The 20,096-nt window shown below is 59.3% G+C and carries 21 protein-coding genes; all 21 read right to left on the reverse strand.

What is annotated here, in order from left to right; translation table 11 throughout:
* Positions 1-9: 9 nt before the first annotated feature.
* Entirely contained in the window at positions 10-2,253 is a 2,244-nt protein-coding gene (locus JFU11_RS01840; RefSeq protein WP_201059547.1) for a chemotaxis protein CheA, read from the reverse strand.
* A gap of 53 nt (positions 2,254-2,306) precedes the next feature.
* On the reverse strand, positions 2,307-3,095 hold the full coding sequence (locus JFU11_RS01845) for a protein phosphatase CheZ (protein ID WP_123720706.1): 789 nt from the start codon (positions 3,093-3,095) through the stop codon (positions 2,307-2,309).
* Between the two features lie 30 nt (positions 3,096-3,125).
* Positions 3,126-3,497: a chemotaxis response regulator CheY gene (locus tag JFU11_RS01850; RefSeq protein ID WP_008072643.1), complete on the reverse strand. Its 372-nt coding sequence runs from the start codon at positions 3,495-3,497 to the stop codon at positions 3,126-3,128.
* 168 nt (positions 3,498-3,665) lie between these two features.
* On the reverse strand, positions 3,666-4,406 hold the full coding sequence (fliA, locus tag JFU11_RS01855; protein ID WP_007894214.1) for an RNA polymerase sigma factor FliA: 741 nt from the start codon (positions 4,404-4,406) through the stop codon (positions 3,666-3,668).
* Complete coding sequence (fleN, locus tag JFU11_RS01860) at positions 4,403-5,233, reverse strand: flagellar synthesis regulator FleN (protein ID WP_003222917.1); 831 nt, start codon at positions 5,231-5,233, stop codon at positions 4,403-4,405. The genes fliA and fleN overlap by 4 nt, the downstream gene beginning before the upstream one ends.
* Before the next feature lie 116 nt (positions 5,234-5,349).
* Entirely contained in the window at positions 5,350-6,675 is a 1,326-nt protein-coding gene (gene flhF, locus JFU11_RS01865; protein WP_201059549.1) for a flagellar biosynthesis protein FlhF, read from the reverse strand.
* 11 nt (positions 6,676-6,686) lie between these two features.
* The gene (flhA, locus tag JFU11_RS01870; RefSeq protein WP_123720704.1) at positions 6,687-8,816 is read right to left on the reverse strand and encodes a flagellar biosynthesis protein FlhA; all 2,130 of its coding nucleotides are present in this window, start codon (positions 8,814-8,816) and stop codon (positions 6,687-6,689) included.
* 229 nt (positions 8,817-9,045) lie between these two features.
* Entirely contained in the window at positions 9,046-9,711 is a 666-nt protein-coding gene (locus JFU11_RS01875; RefSeq protein ID WP_201059550.1) for a hypothetical protein, read from the reverse strand.
* A 244-nt stretch (positions 9,712-9,955) separates the two neighbouring features.
* Positions 9,956-11,095 (reverse strand): flagellar biosynthesis protein FlhB, encoded by a 1,140-nt coding sequence (gene flhB / locus JFU11_RS01880; RefSeq protein ID WP_123720702.1) that lies wholly within the window; start codon positions 11,093-11,095, stop codon positions 9,956-9,958.
* A gap of 3 nt (positions 11,096-11,098) precedes the next feature.
* Positions 11,099-11,881, reverse strand: coding sequence for a flagellar biosynthetic protein FliR (gene fliR, locus JFU11_RS01885; protein ID WP_123720701.1), 783 nt, complete (start codon positions 11,879-11,881; stop codon positions 11,099-11,101).
* Positions 11,882-11,884: 3 nt separating this feature from the next.
* A complete protein-coding gene (gene fliQ, locus JFU11_RS01890; RefSeq protein WP_007894208.1) occupies positions 11,885-12,154 on the reverse strand; it encodes a flagellar biosynthesis protein FliQ in 270 nt (89 codons plus the stop codon).
* On the reverse strand, positions 12,151-12,909 hold the full coding sequence (fliP, locus tag JFU11_RS01895) for a flagellar type III secretion system pore protein FliP (protein WP_123720700.1): 759 nt from the start codon (positions 12,907-12,909) through the stop codon (positions 12,151-12,153). The genes fliQ and fliP overlap by 4 nt, the downstream gene beginning before the upstream one ends.
* Positions 12,909-13,370 carry a flagellar biosynthetic protein FliO gene (gene fliO, locus JFU11_RS01900; protein ID WP_201059552.1) on the reverse strand — a complete coding sequence of 154 codons (462 nt, stop codon included), beginning with the start codon at positions 13,368-13,370 and terminating at the stop codon, positions 12,909-12,911. The genes fliP and fliO overlap by 1 nt, the downstream gene beginning before the upstream one ends.
* Positions 13,371-13,832 (reverse strand): flagellar motor switch protein FliN, encoded by a 462-nt coding sequence (fliN, locus tag JFU11_RS01905; RefSeq protein ID WP_201059554.1) that lies wholly within the window; start codon positions 13,830-13,832, stop codon positions 13,371-13,373.
* A 65-nt stretch (positions 13,833-13,897) separates the two neighbouring features.
* Complete coding sequence (fliM, locus tag JFU11_RS01910) at positions 13,898-14,866, reverse strand: flagellar motor switch protein FliM (RefSeq protein ID WP_008072629.1); 969 nt, start codon at positions 14,864-14,866, stop codon at positions 13,898-13,900.
* 9 nt (positions 14,867-14,875) lie between these two features.
* Positions 14,876-15,379: a flagellar basal body-associated protein FliL gene (fliL, locus tag JFU11_RS01915; protein ID WP_123720699.1), complete on the reverse strand. Its 504-nt coding sequence runs from the start codon at positions 15,377-15,379 to the stop codon at positions 14,876-14,878.
* 227 nt (positions 15,380-15,606) lie between these two features.
* Positions 15,607-16,980: a flagellar hook-length control protein FliK gene (locus JFU11_RS01920; RefSeq protein ID WP_201059556.1), complete on the reverse strand. Its 1,374-nt coding sequence runs from the start codon at positions 16,978-16,980 to the stop codon at positions 15,607-15,609.
* Positions 16,981-17,085: 105 nt separating this feature from the next.
* Positions 17,086-17,433 (reverse strand): Hpt domain-containing protein, encoded by a 348-nt coding sequence (locus JFU11_RS01925; RefSeq protein ID WP_123720697.1) that lies wholly within the window; start codon positions 17,431-17,433, stop codon positions 17,086-17,088.
* 31 nt (positions 17,434-17,464) lie between these two features.
* On the reverse strand, positions 17,465-19,168 hold the full coding sequence (locus tag JFU11_RS01930) for a fused response regulator/phosphatase (protein WP_201059558.1): 1,704 nt from the start codon (positions 19,166-19,168) through the stop codon (positions 17,465-17,467).
* A 2-nt stretch (positions 19,169-19,170) separates the two neighbouring features.
* The gene (locus tag JFU11_RS01935; RefSeq protein ID WP_052966709.1) at positions 19,171-19,476 is read right to left on the reverse strand and encodes an STAS domain-containing protein; all 306 of its coding nucleotides are present in this window, start codon (positions 19,474-19,476) and stop codon (positions 19,171-19,173) included.
* A 166-nt stretch (positions 19,477-19,642) separates the two neighbouring features.
* On the reverse strand, positions 19,643-20,092 hold the full coding sequence (fliJ, locus tag JFU11_RS01940) for a flagellar export protein FliJ (protein WP_201059559.1): 450 nt from the start codon (positions 20,090-20,092) through the stop codon (positions 19,643-19,645).
* Positions 20,093-20,096 lie beyond the last annotated feature (4 nt).

The raw sequence follows: 20,096 nt of genomic DNA on the forward strand, positions 1-20,096 counted from the left end.
CCCCCAGAATCAAATACGCCGTGCGGCGTAACGCTTGAGCATGCTCGGAACATCGAGAATCAGCGCAATGCGGCCGTCACCGGTGATGGTGGCGCCGGACATGCCGGGGGTTCCCTGGAGCATTTTGCCCAATGGCTTGATGACCACTTCTTCCTGGCCCACCAGTTGGTCGACGACGAAGCCGATCCGCTGAGTGCCCACCGAAAGGATCACCACATGGCCTTCGCGCTGCTCTTCGTGAGCGGCGGAGCTGACCAGCCAGCGCTTGAGGTAGAACAGAGGCAGCGCCTTGTCCCGCACGATCACCACTTCCTGGCCGTCCACCACGTTGGTGCGCGACAAGTCGAGGTGGAAGATCTCGTTGACGTTCACCAGCGGGAACGCGAACGCCTGGTTGCCGAGCATGACCATCAGCGTCGGCATGATCGCCAGGGTCAACGGGACCTTGATGACGATCTTCGAGCCCTTGCCCTTGGTCGAGTAGATATTGATGGTGCCGTTGAGCTGGGCGATTTTGGTTTTCACCACGTCCATGCCCACGCCGCGCCCGGAGACGTCGGAAATCTCGGTCTTGGTCGAGAAACCCGGAGCGAAGATCAGGTTGAAGCAATCCGACTCGCTGAGACGGTCCGCCGCATCCTTGTCCATCAAGCCTTTCTTCACGGCGATACCGCGCAGAACGTCGGCATCCATACCTTTGCCATCATCGGAGATGGACAGCAGGATGTGGTCGCCTTCCTGTTCCGCGGACAGGATCACCTTGCCGCTGCGAGGTTTACCCATCGCTTCGCGCTCAGCCGGCTCTTCAATACCGTGGTCGACCGAGTTGCGCACCAAGTGGACCAGCGGGTCGGCCAAGGCCTCGACGAGGTTCTTGTCGAGGTCGGTTTCTTCGCCGACCAGCTCCAGGTTGATCTCTTTCTTGAGCTGGCGAGCCAGGTCGCGAACCAGACGCGGGAAGCGCCCGAAGACTTTCTTGATCGGCTGCATCCGGGTCTTCATGACCGCGGTTTGCAGGTCGGCCGTGACCACGTCGAGGTTCGACACGGCCTTGGACATGGCTTCGTCGCCACTGTTGAGACCCAGACGGACCAGGCGGTTACGCACCAGTACCAACTCGCCGACCATGTTCATGATTTCGTCGAGACGCGCGGTATCGACCCGCACGGTGGTCTCGGCTTCGCTGGCCGGTTTTTCTGGTGGTGGCGCAGACGGGGCACGAGCAGGCGCCGGTGCGGCAGCGGCAGCAGGCTTGGGCGCTTGGGCTTTTGGTTCAGGCGCTTTGGCAACAGGTGCCGGCGCCGCAGCCTTGACGACTGGGGTTGCTACGACGGAAGCAGCAGAACCGGTGCCCACTTCAGTGAACTTGCCCTTGCCATGCAATTCGTCGAGCAGCGATTCGAACTCATGATCCGAGATCAGATCGCTGCCGGCCGCTTTAGCAGTTGGCGCAGCCGGGGCCGGGGCCGAAGCAATCGCCGACTCCAGCGCATCGACGGCAAAGTTGCCTTTGCCGTGCAGCTGATCGAGCAGTGCTTCGAACTCGTCGTCGGTAATGTCGGAGCTGTCGCCTGCCGCTTTCGGGGCTGCCGGTGCGGTAGGCGCTGCGACCACTGCATCGGCGGCGAACTGGCCTTTGCCGTGCAATTGATCGAGCAACGACTCGAACTCGGCATCGGTGATTTCGTCGCTGGTCGCCGCATCGGCGGCAGGCGGAGCAACCACAGGCGCCTCGGCCTGAGCCTTGACGGCATTCAGCGAGTCCAGCAGTTGTTCGAATTCGTTATCGGTGATGTCACCTGACTCGCTTTCGGCGGCGGGTGCTTGCATCACTTCAGCGACAGGTGCCGCTTCATCGGCAGTTTGCGGCTCGGCCAGGCGGGCCAGAGCAGCCAGCAATTCAGGTGTGGCAGCCGTGATCGGGCTGCGTTCGCGGACTTCGCTGAACATGCTGTTCACCGCGTCCAATGCTTCGAGAACCACGTCCATCAGTTCCGAGTCGACGCGTCGTTCACCCTTGCGCAGGATGTCGAACACGTTCTCGGCGATGTGACAGCACTCCACCAGCTCGTTGAGCTGGAGGAAGCCGGCGCCCCCTTTTACAGTGTGAAAACCGCGAAAAATTGCATTGAGCAAATCCGCATCATCCGGTCGGCTTTCAAGCTCGACCAGCTGTTCGGACAGTTGCTCTAGAATCTCGCCGGCCTCAACCAGGAAATCCTGAAGGATCTCTTCATCGGCGCCGAAGCTCATTAAGGGGGTGCTCCTGAGGTCTAAAAACCTAAAAAACCTAAAATGCTAAAACTCTAAAATCCTAGGCTGGATAACAAATCGTCCACATCGTCCTGACCGGACACAACGTCTTCTCTTTTATCGGCATGAATCTGCGGACCTTCACCCTGAGAGAGATGTTTTTGTGGATCTTTTTCAGCCAGCATCGCATCACGGTCATGTTCGATACCCGCAAAGCGGTCTACCTGGCTGGCCATGAGCACGAGCTTGAGCAGATTGCTTTCAACTTCGGTGACCAACTGGGTCACGCGTTTGATCACCTGACCGGTGAGGTCCTGGTAATCCTGGGCCAGCAGAATGTCGTTGAGGTTGCTCGACACGACGCGGTTGTCTTCAGTGCTGCGTGTCAGGAAACTGTCGACGCGCCGGGCCAGTTCGCGGAACTCTTCAGCCCCGACTTCGCGACGCATGAACCGCCCCCAATCCGTGCTCAGCGCCTGAGCTTCGTCGCTCAGGCTGTTGATCAGCGGCGTGGCGTTTTCCACCAGGTCCATGGTGCGGTTGGCTGCGGCCTCGGTCAGCTTGACCACATAACCCAGGCGCTCGGTGGCATCCGTGATCTGAGACACTTCCTCGGCTTGCGGCATGTGCGGGTCAATCTGAAAGTTGACGATCGCGCTATGCAGCTCGCGGGTGAGCTTGCCCACTTCCTGGTACAGGCCGCGGTCACGGGTCTGGTTGAGCTCATGGATCAGTTGCACAGCGTCGCCGAACCTGCCTTTTTCAAGGCTCTCGACCAGTTCGACCGCGTGTTTTTTCAGGGTCGATTCAAAATCGCCCTGTGAAGATTCGTTATGCTCCATAGCTCCCCCGTGACGGACTGGCTTTGCACATCAACCGATGCGTTCGAAGATCTTTTCAATCTTGTCTTTCAACGCCTGAGCTGTGAATGGCTTGACCACATAGCCGTTCACACCCGCCTGAGCGGCTTCGATGATTTGCTCGCGCTTGGCTTCGGCCGTGACCATCAACACCGGCAGGTGTTTGAGTTTTTCATCGGCACGCACGTGGCGCAGCAGATCAATACCGGTCATGCCGGGCATGTTCCAGTCCGTTACCAGAAAGTCGATGCTCCCGCTGTTGAGGACCGGAATCGCGGTAATACCGTCATCCGCCTCGACCGTGTTGGTGAACCCAAGGTCACGCAACAGGTTTTTTATGATCCGCCGCATCGTTGAGAAGTCATCAACGATGAGGATTTTCATATTCTTGTCCAATTCGACCTCCAAGCAGTCTTAAAACGCGCGCAGCACCTGAACGCGCCGTTCAATCAATTCGGCGTAACACTCAACAGTTGTATGGATTACAACGGGCCGTGGCTGACGCAGCAAAATGCCGTACCAACCTCGTTCGCAGTGTCCCCACACTGCCTGTCAGCGCGCTCGCCACTCCCCCAAACGCCCCCGCAAACGGGCCGCGCACTGGCTGTGTAACTGGCTGACCCGCGATTCGCTGACCCCCAGGACCTCACCGATTTCCTTGAGATTCAACTCTTCGTCGTAGTACAGCGCCAACACCAGTCGCTCACGCTCCGGCAAATTGGCAATCGCGTCCGCCAGCGCCGCCTGGAAGCGTTCATCTTCCAGATCGCGTGACGGCTCGAGATGAGCACTGGCGCCATCCTCATGCAGCCCTTCGTGTTCGCCGTCCTGCAACAGATCGTCGAAACTGAATAACCGGCTACCGAGGGTGTCGTTCAAAATCCCGTAATAATCGTCGAGACTCAATTGGAGTTCGGCCGCAACCTCATGATCTTTAGCGTCACGGCCGGTTTTAGCTTCAATCGAGCGAATCGCGTCGCTGACCATGCGGGTATTGCGGTGAACCGAACGTGGCGCCCAGTCCCCCTTGCGCACTTCATCGAGCATCGCGCCGCGGATTCGAATGCCCGCGTACGTCTCGAAACTCGCGCCTTTGCTGGCGTCGTATTTGGTTGATACTTCAAGCAGGCCGATCATCCCGGCCTGGATCAGGTCTTCGACCTGGACACTGGCCGGCAAACGCGCCAGCAAGTGGTAGGCAATGCGTTTGACCAGTGGCGCGTAACGCTCGATCAGCTCGTACTGCGCGTCACGTGCCGACTTCTTGTAGAGGTTGTAGCCACTGGCTGTCATAGGACGGGTCCTGCCGTTTGTTGCACGAGGCGCTCGACGAAAAACTCCAGGTGCCCGCGCGGGTTGGCCGGCAGTGGCCAGGTATCGACCTTCTGCGCAATGGCCTTGAACGCCAGGGCGCACTTGGAACGCGGGAAGGCTTCGTAGACGGCACGCTGCTTCTGCACGGCCTTGCGCACGCTTTCGTCGTAAGGCACCGCACCGACGTATTGCAAGGCGACGTCGAGGAAACGATCCGTGACCTTGGTCAATTTGGCGAACAGGTTGCGGCCTTCCTGCGGGCTCTGCGCCATGTTGGCCAGGACGCGGAAACGATTCATGCCGTAGTCGCGGTTAAGCAGTTTGATCAGCGCGTAGGCGTCAGTGATCGAAGTCGGCTCGTCGCACACCACCAGCAAGACCTCTTGTGCTGCGCGGACGAAACTGACCACCGAGTCACCAATGCCCGCGGCGGTGTCGATCACCAATACGTCGAGATTGTCGCCGATGTCGCTGAAGGCCTGGATCAGGCCGGCATGCTGGGCCGGGCTCAGATGAACCATGCTCTGGGTGCCGGATGCGGCCGGAACGATGCGAATGCCGCCGGGCCCTTGCAACAGCACGTCGCGCAGCTCACAGCGGCCTTCGATCACGTCGGCCAGGGTACGTTTGGGTGTCAGCCCCAGCAGGACGTCGACGTTCGCCAGCCCCAGATCGGCATCCAGCAGCATGACGCGCCGGCCGAGCTCAGCTAGAGCCAGGGACAAGTTCACTGACACGTTAGTCTTCCCGACGCCACCTTTGCCGCCGGTCACCGCGATCACCTGTACGGGATGCATGCTGCCCATGTTATTTCTTTACCTTGTCTTGCATAGACGGAGGCCACATTACTGGCTGCGCGTTCAGCGACTGAACAATGCATGGCAGACCATCGATGTAGGTACAAAAAATGTTCATTAATACCTCAGCCAACCTGCTTGGTCGGGCTGTGGTAAATATCAGCGAACATATCAGCCATGGCTTCTTCGCTGGGTTCTTCCTGCATTTGCACGCTAACGGCGCGGCTGACCAACTGATGACGACGCGGCAGATGTAAATCATCCGGAATCCGCGGGCCATCAGTCAGATAAGCCACCGGCAATTCATGACTGATGGCCAGGCTCAACACCTCACCCAAGCTTGCCGTTTCATCCAGTTTAGTCAGGATGCAGCCGGCAAGGCCGCAACGTTTGTAACTGTGGTAAGCGGCGGTTAGAACCTGTTTCTGGCTGGTGGTTGCCAAGACCAGATAATTTTTTGATTTGATGCCCCGTCCGGCGAGGCTTTCGAGCTGCATGCGCAGTGCCGGATCGCTGGCCTGCAGGCCTGCGGTATCGATCAGCACCACGCGTTTACGCAGCAAAGGCTCCAGCGCCTGCACCAGCGATTGGCCCGGGTCGACATGAGTCACTGACACATTGAGGATGCGGCCCAGGGTCTTGAGCTGTTCCTGAGCACCGATGCGATAGCTGTCCATGCTCACCAGCGCGATATTCTGCGCGCCGTACTTGAGCACGTAACGGGCTGCGAGCTTGGCCAGTGTGGTGGTCTTGCCCATGCCGGCCGGGCCGACCATGGCAATCACACCGCCCTCTTCCAGTGGCTCGACTTCCGGAGTGGCAATCATCCGCGCCAGGTGCGCGAGCAACATGCGCCAGGCCTGACGTGGTTCTTCAATGTCGGTAATCAGTGCCAGCAGATCGCGCGACAACGGGCCGGACAGGCCGATGCGTTGCAAGCGACGCCAGAGGTTGGCCTGGGCCGGACGACTGCCTTGCAACTGATTCCAGGCCAGCGAGCCAAGTTGCACTTCCATCAGTTCACGCAGGCTGTTGAGCTCGAAACGCATCGAGTCGAACGCACGCGGGTCGACGCCGGCCGCTGCGACAGGAGCGGGTGCCGAGCGCCGAGGCTCTGCCAGTGTTGGCTCGATCAACGGCTCGGCGGCGGTCAACGGCAGGCCGGCGAACAATTGGCGATTGGTGGTCTTGTCGCTCTCGCCATCGCCACGCAGGCTCAGTTCGGCCTGGGCGGTGACGATCCGCGACTGGGTCTTGCGCAACTCATCCTCGAGTTCCATGTTCGGAACACGCGGGGCCAGCGCCGACAATTTGTAATCCAGGGCAGCCGTCAGCTCGACACCGCCAGCGATCCGGCGGTTGCCAATGATGGCGGCATCGGCGCCCAGCTCATCACGAACCAGTTTCATGGCCTGACGCATATCGGCGGCGAAAAAACGCTTAACTTGCATAAACCACTACCTCAGCCGTTGGGCCCTACTGTCGCAACGATGGTCACTTGCTTGTTGTCAGGGATTTCCTGGTAAGCCAACACATGCAAACCCGGGACTGCCAGTCGGCCGAATCGCGAGAGCATCGCGCGAACCGGACCGGCCACCAGCAGAATCACCGGTTGACCTTGCATTTCCTGACGCTGCGCCGCTTCGATCAACGAGCGTTGCAGTTTCTCTGCCATGCTTGGCTCCAGCAGAACACCCTCTTCCGAGCCTTGTCCTGCCTTCTGAAGACTATTGAGCAATATTTGTTCCAACCTTGGCTCCAAGGTGATCACAGGCAGCTCCGACTCAGTGCCTACAATGCTTTGCACGATTGCGCGGGATACGCCGACGCGCACCGCGGCCACCAAAGCGGCAGTATCTTGACTCTTGGCGGCATTGTTCGCGATGGCTTCGGCGATGCTGCGAATGTCCCGTACCGGCACCTGTTCGGACAGCAATGCCTGCAAGACTTTGAGCAGCTGCGACAGCGAAACTACCCCCGGCACCAGCTCCTCGGCCAGTTTCGGTGAGCTTTTGGCCAGCAATTGCATGAGTTGCTGGACTTCTTCGTGGCCAATCAGCTCGCTGGAGTGCTTGTACAAAATCTGGTTCAAGTGGGTTGCCACTACCGTACTGGCATCGACCACGGTGTAGCCGAGGGATTGCGCCTGGGCACGCTGGCTGATTTCGATCCAGACCGCCTCCAGACCAAAAGCCGGATCTTTGGCGGTAATGCCGTTGAGCGTGCCGTAGACCTGCCCCGGGTTGATCGCCAGCTCGCGGTCCGGGTAAATCTCGGCCTCGGCCAGGATCACGCCCATCAGGGTCAGACGGTAGGCGCTAGGCGCCAGGTCGAGGTTGTCACGGATGTGCACAGTCGGCATCAGGAAGCCCAGGTCCTGGGAGAGCTTTTTACGCACACCCTTGATCCGCGCCAGCAACTGACCACCCTGGTTGCGATCCACCAGCGGAATCAGGCGGTAACCGACTTCCAGGCCGATCATGTCGATCGGCGTCACGTCATCCCAGCCAAGCTCCTTGGTTTCCTGGGCGCGGGCCGGCGATGGCAGCAGTTCCTGCTGGCGCTTGACCTCTTGCAGGGCCTGAACCTTGACCGTGTTCTGCTTCTTCCAGAACAGGTAAGCGCCGCCAGCCGCCAGGGCTGCCATGCTCAGAAAGGAAAAATGCGGCATGCCCGGCACCAGGCCCATCACCGCCATCAAGCCAGCGGCCACCGCCAAGGCTTTCGGCGAGGCGAACATCTGACGATTGATCTGCTTGCCCATGTCTTCCGAGCCGGAAGCACGGGTCACCATGATCGCAGCGGCGGTCGACAACAGCAGCGATGGCAATTGCGCCACCAAACCGTCACCGATGGTCAACAAGGCGTACACCCGACCGGCATCGCCAAAGGTCATGCCGTGCTGGAAGATACCGACCGCCATGCCGCCGATCAGGTTAATGAACAGAATCAGCAGGCCGGCGATGGCGTCACCGCGCACGAACTTGCTGGCACCGTCCATCGAGCCGTAGAACTCGGCTTCCTGGGCCACTTCCATCCGGCGCAGTTTCGCCTGGTTCTGATCGATCAGGCCGGCGTTCAAGTCGGCGTCGATCGCCATCTGTTTGCCGGGCATCGCATCGAGGGTGAAACGCGCGCTCACCTCGGAAATCCGCCCTGCGCCCTTGGTTACCACGACGAAGTTGATGATCATCAAAATCGCGAAGACCACTATACCCACCACGTAGTTACCGCCGATCACCACTTCACCGAAGGCCTGGATCACCTTACCGGCGGCGGCATGGCCATCCTGACCGTGAAGCATCACCACCCGCGTCGAGGCCACGTTCAGCGCCAGTCGCAGCAACGTCGCCACCAGCAGAATGGTCGGGAACACCGCAAAATCCAGCGGTCGCAAGGCGTACACGCAGACCAGCAACACGACGATGGACAAGGCAATGTTGAACGTGAAAAACACGTCCAGCAGGAACGGCGGCACCGGCAACATCATCATGGCCAGCATGACCAGCAACAACAGCGGCACACCCAGATTGCCCCGACTGAGGTCGGCAACGTTTGTGCGTGCAGTGTTGATTAACTGAGAGCGATCCACCGGTTTTCCCCGTTCCTTTAAAGCAAACTTTTGACGCCTGAAGCAGGCGCAGGGCGGCTATTGCAAGAAGCCTTCCAACTTTTGCCGGGGCTTGAAATAGAGGTCTGTTTCGGGGATTTGTATTGCTAGGACCTGAGCGCCATGGAGCCGACCGCGAAACAGACGCAGGACGGCTATCACCATTATCACAGGGGAATAAAAACTCAGAAAAACCGGCGCACTAGCGGATTTAGCCCGCAGTCAAAATTTGCTTTGGATTAATGGCACCAAGACGCAACTCGCGGCCCACCATGTAGTGCGTACCCTTACGGATCAGCCTACCACCCACCTCGACAAATGCTTGCTCAGAATAGCCAAATCTCACGATTTCCTCAGGCTGATGAAAAGGATCGTCGGGGTGTGCCTTTAGCACATTGAGCGTCCAGGTAAAGTGAATGTCCGGCACATCCTGCGGCTTGATCTCCCGCTCGTCCTCCCATCGAAAGTCCTGCCCACCCGTGACTTGTAAGTGACCACCGACCATGTCGAATTGTGGTGTGTGATAGCGCATCTGCAGGCCAATGCCATCGCCAATGCCAGCCCATATATTGAAATAGTTATCGGGAGAAGAGAACACCTTGGACAACGCTTCAACTGTGTCGATTTTGCCAGCAGCACTACCGAATCTGTTGTAGTTGCGATGATGAGCCACCCCTTCCAACACTGGCCTGATCGCATTTTGCTGCGAAGCCAGATATCCCGGGACAAGCACATTGCTCATGTGCTTGAAATGCGTGAAATCCAACAGCGCCATAAAAGTAATCGTGCAGGTGAGCATATGCACAGGCTCCTTCACCACCGCCCCGGAAACGAACTCAAACCTCATCCCTTCAAGCTGCCTGTAATCCACCGCCATGACCTTCTCCTTAGCTAATGTAAGAGACAGGCAACTTCCAGAAGGCGACTTGCCCGAGGAACCTGCCAAGGAACATGGAATAGCTGAATGCCCTCTGCGTCTACTGTCAGAATTAACAGGTAGAGGTTTTTTCGGATAGGCGGAAGATTGCCCGCAGATCAAAAGATCGCAGCCTTCGGCAGCTCCTACAGGGTGTACACAATGCCTGTGTAGGAGCTGCCGAAGGCTGCGATCTTTTGATCTATCAAGAATCGCGGCGCAGATCCGGTGGAATCGGCAGATCGTCCTGGAGCGGATCCGGGCGCTTGCCCTTACCGGCGCGGTACTGGCGGATCTGGTAGACGTAGGCCAGTACCTGGGCGACTGCCAGATAGAGCCCGCCGGGAATTTCCTGCTCCAGCTCGGTGGAGTAGTAGATCGAACGCGCCAGCGCCGGCGATTCGAGCAGCATCACATTGTTGGCCACGGCGATTTCGCGGATCTTCAAGGCGAGGAAGTCGCTACCCTTGGCCAACAGCACCGGCGCATTGCCTTTGTCTGGATCGTACTTGAGGGCCACGGCGTAGTGGGTCGGGTTGGTGATGACCACGTCGGCCTCGGGGATCGCGGCCATCATCCGCCGCTGCGACATCTCGCGTTGCAACTGGCGAATGCGCTGCTTGACCTCCGGCCGCCCTTCCTGATCCTTGTGCTCGTCGCGCACTTCCTGCTTGGTCATCTGCAGCTTCTTGTGGCTTTCCCAGAGCTGCACCGGCACGTCGACCACGGCGATGATGATCAGCCCGCAAGCCATCCACAAGGTACTCCAGCCGACCACTTGCAGGCTGTGAATGATCGCCATGTCCAACGGCTCGTGAGCGATGCGCATCAGATCATCGATGTCCGAGGACAGAACCGCCAACGCCACGAACAAGACAATGAAAAACTTCGCCAGAGCCTTGAGCAACTCCACCAGCGCCTTGGCCGAGAACATCCGTTTCAGGCCCGCGCCGGGATTCATGCGACTGAACTTCGGCGCCATCGAGCCGGCCGCGAACAGCCAGCCACCGAGGGAGATCGGGCCGATCAACGCAGCCAACAGCAAAGTGATCATCACCGGTTGAATCGCCAACAGGGCAATCTCTCCCGAGTGCAGCAAGAAGGTGCCCATGTTGCGCTGATCCAGAATCACTTCCCGCGACAGCGTGAAGTTCATCCGCATCAGCTCCATCATGTCCTGCGCCAATGCACCACCGAAAATCAGCAACGCACCGGCGCCGGCGAGCATGACCGCCAAGGTATTGAGCTCCTTGGAGCGCGCAATCTCGCCCTTCTCACGGGAGTCCTTTTTACGTTTCTCCGTGGGGTCTTCTGTTTTGTCCTGACCGCTTTCGCTCTCAGCCATGACTCAGCGCGCCCGTGCCAGTTCGCGTAACAACTGCAAAGCCTCGGAGGCCAGCGGTTGATACTGATTGAGAATGTCCGCCAGACCGACCCAGACTATGAACAGCCCAAGCACCAGGGTCAGCGGAAAACCGATCGAGAAGATGTTCAGCTGCGGCGCCGCCCGGGTCATCACGCCAAACGCAATGTTGACCACCAGCAACGCCGTGATCGCCGGCAATACCAGCAACAGCGCCGCACCGAGTACCCAGCCGAGCTTGCCGGCCAGCTCCCAGAAATGATTGACCATCAACCCGCCACCGACCGGCAGCGTGGTGAAGCTTTCGGTGAGGACTTCGAACACCACCAGGTGGCCATTCATCGACAGGAACAGCAGGGTCACCAGCATGGTGAAAAACTGCCCGATCACCGCCACCGACACACCGTTCGTAGGGTCGACCATCGAAGCGAAACCCATACCCATCTGGATCGCGACAATTTGCCCGGCGACCACGAACGCCTGGAAGAACAACTGCAAGGAAAATCCCAACACCGCGCCAATGATGATTTGCTCGGCGATCAGCAGCAGTGCGCTCAGGTCGAGTGCGTTGACCGGCGGCATCGGCGGCAGGCCAGGAGCGATCACGAAGGTGATCGCCAGGGCGAAGTACAGGCGCACGCGCTGGGGCACCAGGCTCGTGCCGAAAATCGGCATGACCATCAGCAACGAACCGATGCGAAACAGCGGCAACATGAACGTCGCCACCCAGGTACTGATCTGGGTATCGGTCAGCTGAAGCAGCGACATGGTTTAGCCGATGACCTGAGGAATACTGCCGTACAACTGCAGGATGTATTCCATAAAGGTCTGCACCATCCACGGGCCGCCAACGATCAGCGTCACCAGCATCACCAGCAGGCGCGGCAGGAAACTCAGGGTCTGTTCGTTGATCTGCGTGGCCGCCTGGAACATCGCCACCAACAGCCCCACCAGCAAGCTCGGAATCACCAGCACGGCGACCATCATGGTGGTCAACCACAACGCTTCGCGAAAGATGTCTACGGCAACTTCCGGCGTCATGGTGAAACACCGCCGAAGCTGCTGGCCAACGTGCCGATGATCAACGCCCAGCCATCCACCAGCACGAACAGCATGATCTTGAACGGCAGGGAAATAATCAGTGGCGAGAGCATCATCATACCCATGGCCATCAGCACGCTGGCCACGACCAGGTCGATGATCAGGAACGGGATGAAGATCATGAAGCCGATCTGGAACGCGGTTTTAAGCTCCGAGGTGACAAACGCCGGAACCAGAATCGTCAGCGGCGCCTGATCAGGCGAAGCAATGTCAGTGCGCTTGGACAGGCGCATGAACAGCTCCAGATCGCTGCTGCGAGTCTGGGCCAGCATGAAGTCCTTGATCGGCACCTGCGCCTTGGTCACGGCATCCTGAGCGGTGAGTTTCTCCGCCAGATAAGGTTGCAAGGCATCCTGATTCACGCGATCGAACACCGGCGCCATGATGAACATGGTGAGGAACAGCGCCATGCCGGTGAGGATCTGGTTCGACGGTGTCTGCTGCAAGCCCAGGGCCTGACGCAGGATCGAGAACACGATGATGATCCGGGTGAAACTGGTCATCAGCATGACGAACGCCGGGATGAAACTCAGCGCGGTCATGATCAGCAGGATTTGCAGGCTGACCGAGTATTCCTGAGCGCCTTCGGCGTTAGTGCCCAAGGTGATCGCCGGGATCGACAACGGATCGGCGGCGAACGCCAGCGGCGCGACCAGCATCAGGGCCAGCGTCAAGACGATGCGTAGCGCAGCCATTACTTCTTATCCTTCTGATCCTTGCCCAACAGCTCAAACAGGCGCTGGGCGAACTCCGGGGTCGCTTTTTCAGTCCCGCTCGGCACTTGCACAGGCTCCTTGAGCACATGCAACGCAGTGATGGTGCCGGGGCTCAGGCCGAGCAGGATTTGTTCGTTGCCGACCTGCACCAGCATCAAACGATCACGAGGGCCAAGCGCGCGGGAACCGATCAGCTCGATCACCTGCCCCTTGCCGGCCGGCCCGGCCTGCTGGACCCGGCGCAGCAGCCAGGCGAGGAAGAAGATCAGCCCCAGCACCAGCAGCAAGCCGAACACCAATTGCGTCAATTGCCCGGCCACACCGCTGCTGACGGCCGGCGCAGCGGCCGCTGTCGCGGCCGTCGTTACCGGCTCGGCCGCCAACACGCTTAACGGCAAGGCCAGCGCCAACCCCAGCACAAAACCCAGAACCTTTTTCACTCAGCGCAGCTTCTTGATGCGTTCGCTTGGGCTGATCACGTCAGTCAGGCGGATGCCGAACTTTTCGTTGACCACCACCACTTCACCGTGGGCGATGAGCGTGCCGTTGACCAGCACGTCCAGCGGCTCACCGGCCAGACGATCGAGCTCGATCACCGAACCCTGGTTGAGTTGCAGCAGGTTGCGGATGTTGATATCGGTGCTGCCGACTTCCATGGAAATCGACACCGGAATATCGAGGATCACGTCCAGGTTCGGACCGTCCAGCGTCACCGGATCGTTGCTCTTCGGCACGCTGCCGAACTCTTCCATTGGCAGACGGTTGGACGACAAACCGCTGGCATCGGCGGCCAGCAAGGCATCGATATCGTCCTGCCCGGCGTCACCGGTTTCTTCCAGGGCCGCAGCCCATTCATCAGCCAGTGCCTGGTCGTCCTGGGCGTTCATATCGTCGTTCATCATTTGTCCTCGGCGGGCACCTGCTCAATCAAGAGCAGTCAATTAAAAGGGGGGGGGTGGAGCGCCGGTCAGCGGCGCTCGATCGGCTCGATCACCTGCAACGCGAGGTTGCCTTTGTGCGAGCCCATCTTGACCTTGAAGGCCGGTACGCCGTTGGCGCGCATGATCATTTCTTCCGGCATCTCGACCGGAATAATGTCCCCGGGCTGCATGTGCAGGATGTCGCGAAGGCGCAGCTGACGGCGGGCCACGGTGGCACCGATCGGTACATCAACGTCCAGCACGTCCTGGCGCAAGGCGTTGATCCAGCGCTCGTCCTGATCGTCGAGGTCCGACTGGAAGCCGGCGTCGAGCATTTCGCGCACCGGCTCGATCATCGAGTACGGCATGGTCACGTGCAGATCGCCGCCACCGCCATCGAGCTCGATGTGGAACGTCGACACCACAACGGCTTCGCTCGGGCCGACAATGTTGGCCATGGCCGGGTTCACTTCCGAGTTGATGTACTCGAAGTTCACTTCCATGATCGCCTGCCAGGCTTCCTTCAAATCGACGAAGGCCTGTTCCAGCACCATGCGTACCACACGCAGCTCGGTGGGGGTGAATTCACGCCCTTCGATCTTCGCGTGACGGCCATCGCCGCCGAAGAAGTTGTCCACCAGTTTGAACACCAGTTTGGCGTCGAGGATGAACAGCGCAGTACCGCGTAGCGGTTTGATCTTGACCAGATTGAGACTGGTCGGCACGTACAGCGAGTGCACGTACTCGCCGAACTTCATCACCTGCACGCCACCGACGGCAACGTCCGCCGAGCGGCGCAGCATGTTGAACATGCTGATGCGGGTGTAGCGGGCGAAACGCTCGTTGATCATTTCCAGGGTCGGCATGCGTCCGCGGACGATGCGATCCTGGCTGGTAAGGTCGTAGCTTTTGACGCTGCCGGGTTCGGCAGCGTTATCGGTCTGTACCAGACCATCGTCGACGCCATGCAACAGCGCATCGATCTCATCCTGGGACAGCAGGTCCTGCACGGCCATGTCGTGTTCCTACTGCAGTACGAAATTAGTGAAAAGCAACTGTTCGATCACCACTTTACCAAGCTCTTTCTGCGCCACTTCCTGGACGCTGGCCGTGGCTTTCTGGCGCAGCATTTCCTGGCCGACAGGCGTCGCCAGTGTGGCGAAATCCTGACCGGAGAACAGCATGACCAGGTTATTGCGGATCACCGGCATATGGACTTTGAGCGCATCCAGATCGGCTTGATTGCGGCCCTGCAGGGTGATGCTCACCTGCATGTAGCGCTGGCGGCCGTTCACGTTGTAGTTGGCCACGAAGGCCGGTGCCATGGGCTCGAAGATCGCCGGCTGCTTGCCGACCACAGCGGTTTCATCCGCAGCGGCAGGCTTGCTCTGGGCGCTGTGCATGAAGTACCAGGTCGCCCCCACGGACAAGCCGATCGCCAGCAGCATGGCCACGACGATCACAATGATCAGCTTTATTTTGCCTTTGGTTGCGGGGTCTTTCACTGGTGCTGCGTCGCTCTTAGCCATGCCAATAATCCGTCACTATTCGGGTTTTCACAGTCGCACGGCAAGGCAAGAGCAAGTGTTATGCCAGAAGTGTCGGGAGCGAGTTGAGGCAGGGGATCAGCAGCCACCACAAAACAAACGTGGGAGCGAGCCTGCTCGCGATGAGGCAGTAACATTCAACATCTCCGTTGATTGTTCCACCGCTATCGCGAGCAGGCTCGCTCCCACACAGAGGGTATTGCGTTTGATCAGGCGTAGTAGTCGACGGCGCTGGAGCCAATCACGCTGGTGGTGTTCGCGGCTACTTCAGCGACAGTCGCAGGGAGTTCTTCATCGACAGAGTCGAGGCGACCGCCACTGGCGTTGCTACGCCCCCCCTGCCCCTGTTGAGCCTGTTCCTGACCCTGCCAGCCACGAGACTGATCGGAAACGTTCACGTCGACCTGGCCCATGCCCTGCTGCGCGAACATGTCACGCAGGCGATGCATTTGCCCGTCGAGCGCTTCGCGAACGCTTGGATGGGCGCTCATAAAGGTCACCTGTGTCTGCTGATCCGGGACCATGTTCACCCGAATATCGAGGCGTCCCAGCTCGGCCGGTTGCAACTGAATGTCGGCCGCTTTGAGGTTGGCGCTGGACAGGTACATGACCCGGTTGACCACCTCTTCAGTCCAACCGCTCTGATGCATGGCGATCGGCTGGTTCACCGGCAATGCATTGGCAGTCTTCGGCGTTGCGGCCTGGGTCAGTGCCGCCAGACGGTTGGCGAAATCATCGACACGAGTGTCACTGCTGGCGGACTTGAGGTCCTTGAGGCCGTCATCGATCAGACCACTGAAGGCCTTCTCGCCGCCCTGGCTGGTGCTGTCCTGATCGGCCTGCACATCGAGCATGCTCGCCATGCCCGCGGCAAAGTTTTGCGCCGAGGTCGGTTCGCCGTCAGTCTGAGCCTGGGCCGGGGACGCCTTTGGTTGGGCCTGGCTAGAAGCGGAAACATGACCACCTTGCTCCATGGCCAGACGCACCGCTGGCAGCGCATCGAGTGGATCGGCTTCAGGATCGAAATCGCTGTCGACGGTGGCGGTGCCGGCTTGTGCGGGTGCGGCAACGATGGCAGCGGCAACCGGTGCTTCAACCTGCGGCGCAACGCTCGTCACAACCGGCGCAGGTGCTTGCGCTACCGGCACGGCCACCAACGGTTGAACGGCCTGCATCAAGGCAGGATCGAGGGCCGGATCAAGGCTCGGCTCCACCGGTGGAGCATCGGCTACCGGCGTATCGGTCGTCTCCGGCTTGTTATCGTTGGCCGTCGCGTCGTCTGTCGGCGCCGGTTTATCGGCGGGCAAGGAATTGCCGCTATCGGCAACCGCAGGTTCCGGGGCGGCAGCGTTATCGCTGCTGACGTCCGGTTTGCCGGTGCCTTGCGGCGCATTATCACTCTCCGGCTTGGCCGATTTATCAGTGACCACAACAGGCTTGTTCTGGGCTTGATTGGCGTAGACCTCAGCGAAGCTGGACGCCTTGTCCCCGGGCTCAGCCGTCAGCGCCGGCGTATTGGCGGATGCGGCTTGAGTCTTGGCCGTAGCGGCGGCCTGAAGAAAAATACTGGGGGTAACGGGCATAAAACGGTCTCCGCTGCACTGGGATCGTAGGTACAGTTGAGCAAGTTGATTGCAAGGGTCGAGCCAGCTTTGCTCGCTGGCCGCTAAAAACGCTGGACGGCTGCCCTACTCAGCAAGGGAACGCTGACGTTCCGCTTCGTAGAGTGGCCGGACAATGGCGAATTCACCGTCAATTTCTCCGACCAGCGCCTCAATGCCTTCGAGACTTTTCTGCTTGGCTCGCTGCTCCAGCTCATGGCACAGCTCTGCCAGCCGGGTGGCGCCCATATTGCTGCTGCTGCCTTTGAAGCTGTGCGCAGTGGCACCTAACTGATCGGCATCGTCAGCTTTTCGCAACAGGCTCAAGCGCTCTTCGGAATCGGCGAGAAAGGTATCAAGCAATTCTGGATACCCGTCTTCCATTACTTCCTGCAACGCGCTCAGCACATCGCGGTCCAGATGTGTGTCAGCCACTTGTTCGCTCCTTGATCAAGATTGCCTGGGATTAAGCCAGAGCCTCCCAGAAGAACTCCACGTGAGCACTGCGACCATTATCGGTCCAGCGAGCATGATGGCTCAACTGGCGGATCAAACTGACGCCACGCCCCGACAGGCGGACATCATCGACGGGACGCTCCATCACCCGCGCCACATCGAAGCCCTTGCCACTGTCTTCGACCCGGACCATCAGGCAACCGCCCGCGCCTTTTGGCGCCACCTGCAAATGCACCCGCACATAACCGTCCCGCAATTCGTCCAGGCGTGCATTGCGCTGCTGATAATAACGCGCAAAACCCGAAGCATCGCGTTTCAGACTCGAATCCAGGCCTAGCACGCCATGCTCCAGGGCATTGGAATAAAGCTCTGCCAGTACACTGTAGAGTGCGCCACTCTGAGTCCGCAGGCCATGCACCTCAAGCAGCAATTGCAACAAGTACGGCAGCGGATTGAAGCGTTTGAGCGTGGCGGCGCGGAACTCGAAACTCACCGACCAGTCCAGCGGGCTGGATTGGCCGCTGTCGGAGTACACCGGCGCAGGCGGACTCAGTTGCGCAGCCTCCAGCAGACTGACCTCGACCATGCTCACGTCATCGCGGGCCTCGCCGCGAAAGTCCCGCAGGGCCTGTTCGATCTCTTCGAACAGCGCATCAGGCTGACGATTGGCTGCAAACACCTGCTCCAATCGCTCTACGCCAAACAATTGTTCATTGGCATCGCAGGTATCGATCACCCCGTCGGACAACAGAAAGACCCGATCCCCGACGGCCATCGGGAACACCTCGGTGCGGTCATCGAAGGTTTGCGGGCTCAGCACGCCCAGCGGCAAATGCCGCGCCGTCAGAGCGATGCGTTCACCGCTGGCGGTGCTGTGCAAGTAACCGTCCGGCATCCCGCCGTTCCAGACCTCCACCGATCCTCGCTGAAAGCTCAGACACAGCAGGGTCGCACAGCAGAACATGTCCACCGGCAGAATACGTTTGAGTTTGGCGTTCATCTCGCGCAGGGTTTCGGACAGGCCGTAACCCTTGGACGTCATGCCGTAGAAGACTTCGGCCAGGGGCATGGCACCCACAGCGGCCGGCAAACCATGACCGGTGAAATCGCCGAGTAACACATGCATGTCGCCGGCCGGGGTGAACGCGGCCAGCAACAGATCGCCGTTGAACAGCGCATAGGGCGATTGCAGGTAACGGATGTTCGGTGCATTCAGGCAACCGGAGTGGGCGACCTTGTCGAACACGGCTTTGGCCACCCGTTGTTCGTTGAGCAGGTAATCGTGGTGCCTGGCGATCAGGTCGCGTTGCTCCAGCACCGTGGCTTGCAAACGTCGCAAGCGGTCCATCGCCTTGACCTTGGCGGCGAGGATCACCTGGTTGTATGGCTTTGCCAGAAAATCGTCGCCCCCGGCCTCCAGACAACGGGCCAGGGCTTCACTTTCGGTCAGCGATGTCAAAAAGATGATCGGCACCAACGTTTCGCCGGCCAGCGCCTTGATCTGCTGCGCAGCCTCGAAACCGTCCATCACCGGCATCATGGCGTCCATCAGCACCAGGTGCGGTCGTTGCGAGCGGAACACTTCGACCGCCTCGGCGCCGTTGGTGGCCGTCAGCACTTCATGGCCCTGGCGCCGGACGATAGTCGACAGCAGCAAGCGATCTGCCGCGCTGTCTTCAGCGATCAGTATCGTCAGCGGTTCGAGCTGCTGCATGATCAACTGATGTCGAACAACTTGTCGAAGTTGGAAATGGCGAGGATTTTCTTCACATCGGAGCTGCTGTTGACGACGCGAATATCGGAATTGTCGCCACCGGCGTGATCACGCAGCAAGAGCAGCATACCCAGCGCAGAGCTATCGAGATAAGTGGCTTTCTTCAAGTCCACCACAATGGACTCGGGCTTACTGTTGAGTCGCTCATAGGACTCGCGAAATTCCTGATGCCGACCGAAATCGAATCGTCCCTCGATCGAAATCGTCAGCTTTTTCCCATCCTGAGATACTTCTGTAACGACTGACATTTCACGGCTTCCTTGTCATTGGCGAACGTACGTGTACAAGGTTTAGCACTTGATAGGGGCTGGAGCAAGGTCAAAAGATCGCAGCCTTCGGCAGCTCCTACATTGACCGAATGCAAACCCGATTCTGTCGGAGCTGCCGAAGGCTGCGATCTTTTAAAACCGGCACTCAATACGGATCGTGACGCGGCAGCCGCTGGGACAGTTCATCCAGCAACTTCTGCTCGCGCTTGTCTTCCAGTTGCCGCGCTTCATCCATGTAGCGCTGAACCAGTTTGCGCAAGCCTTCGACCCGGGCAAACGCCTGCTGCCAGGCTTCCCGGGACTTGTTCAGATTGTTTTGGTGCCAGTTCAGGCTCTGGCGCTGCTGATCGATGGCCGTGCCCAGTTGCGCGAGAAAGCCCTGATAACCTAGCAACCATTGGCCCGACACGCCGCTGCTGCCGCGCACGATCCATTGCTCCTGGTATTCCAGACGGAAGTTTTCCAGGTCGGCAAGTTTGCTTTCCGCCAGACGGACCTGGCCCTGGAAGTGCCCCAGGCGCATGACCGCGGTTTTTTCGGCCTTTTCGGCCATTTCCACCACGGGTGCAAGGCGTGCTGCGCGGCTCGGGGCCATGATC

This window comes from Pseudomonas sp. TH37, from assembly GCF_016650735.1.
Classification (GTDB): domain Bacteria; phylum Pseudomonadota; class Gammaproteobacteria; order Pseudomonadales; family Pseudomonadaceae; genus Aquipseudomonas; species Aquipseudomonas farris.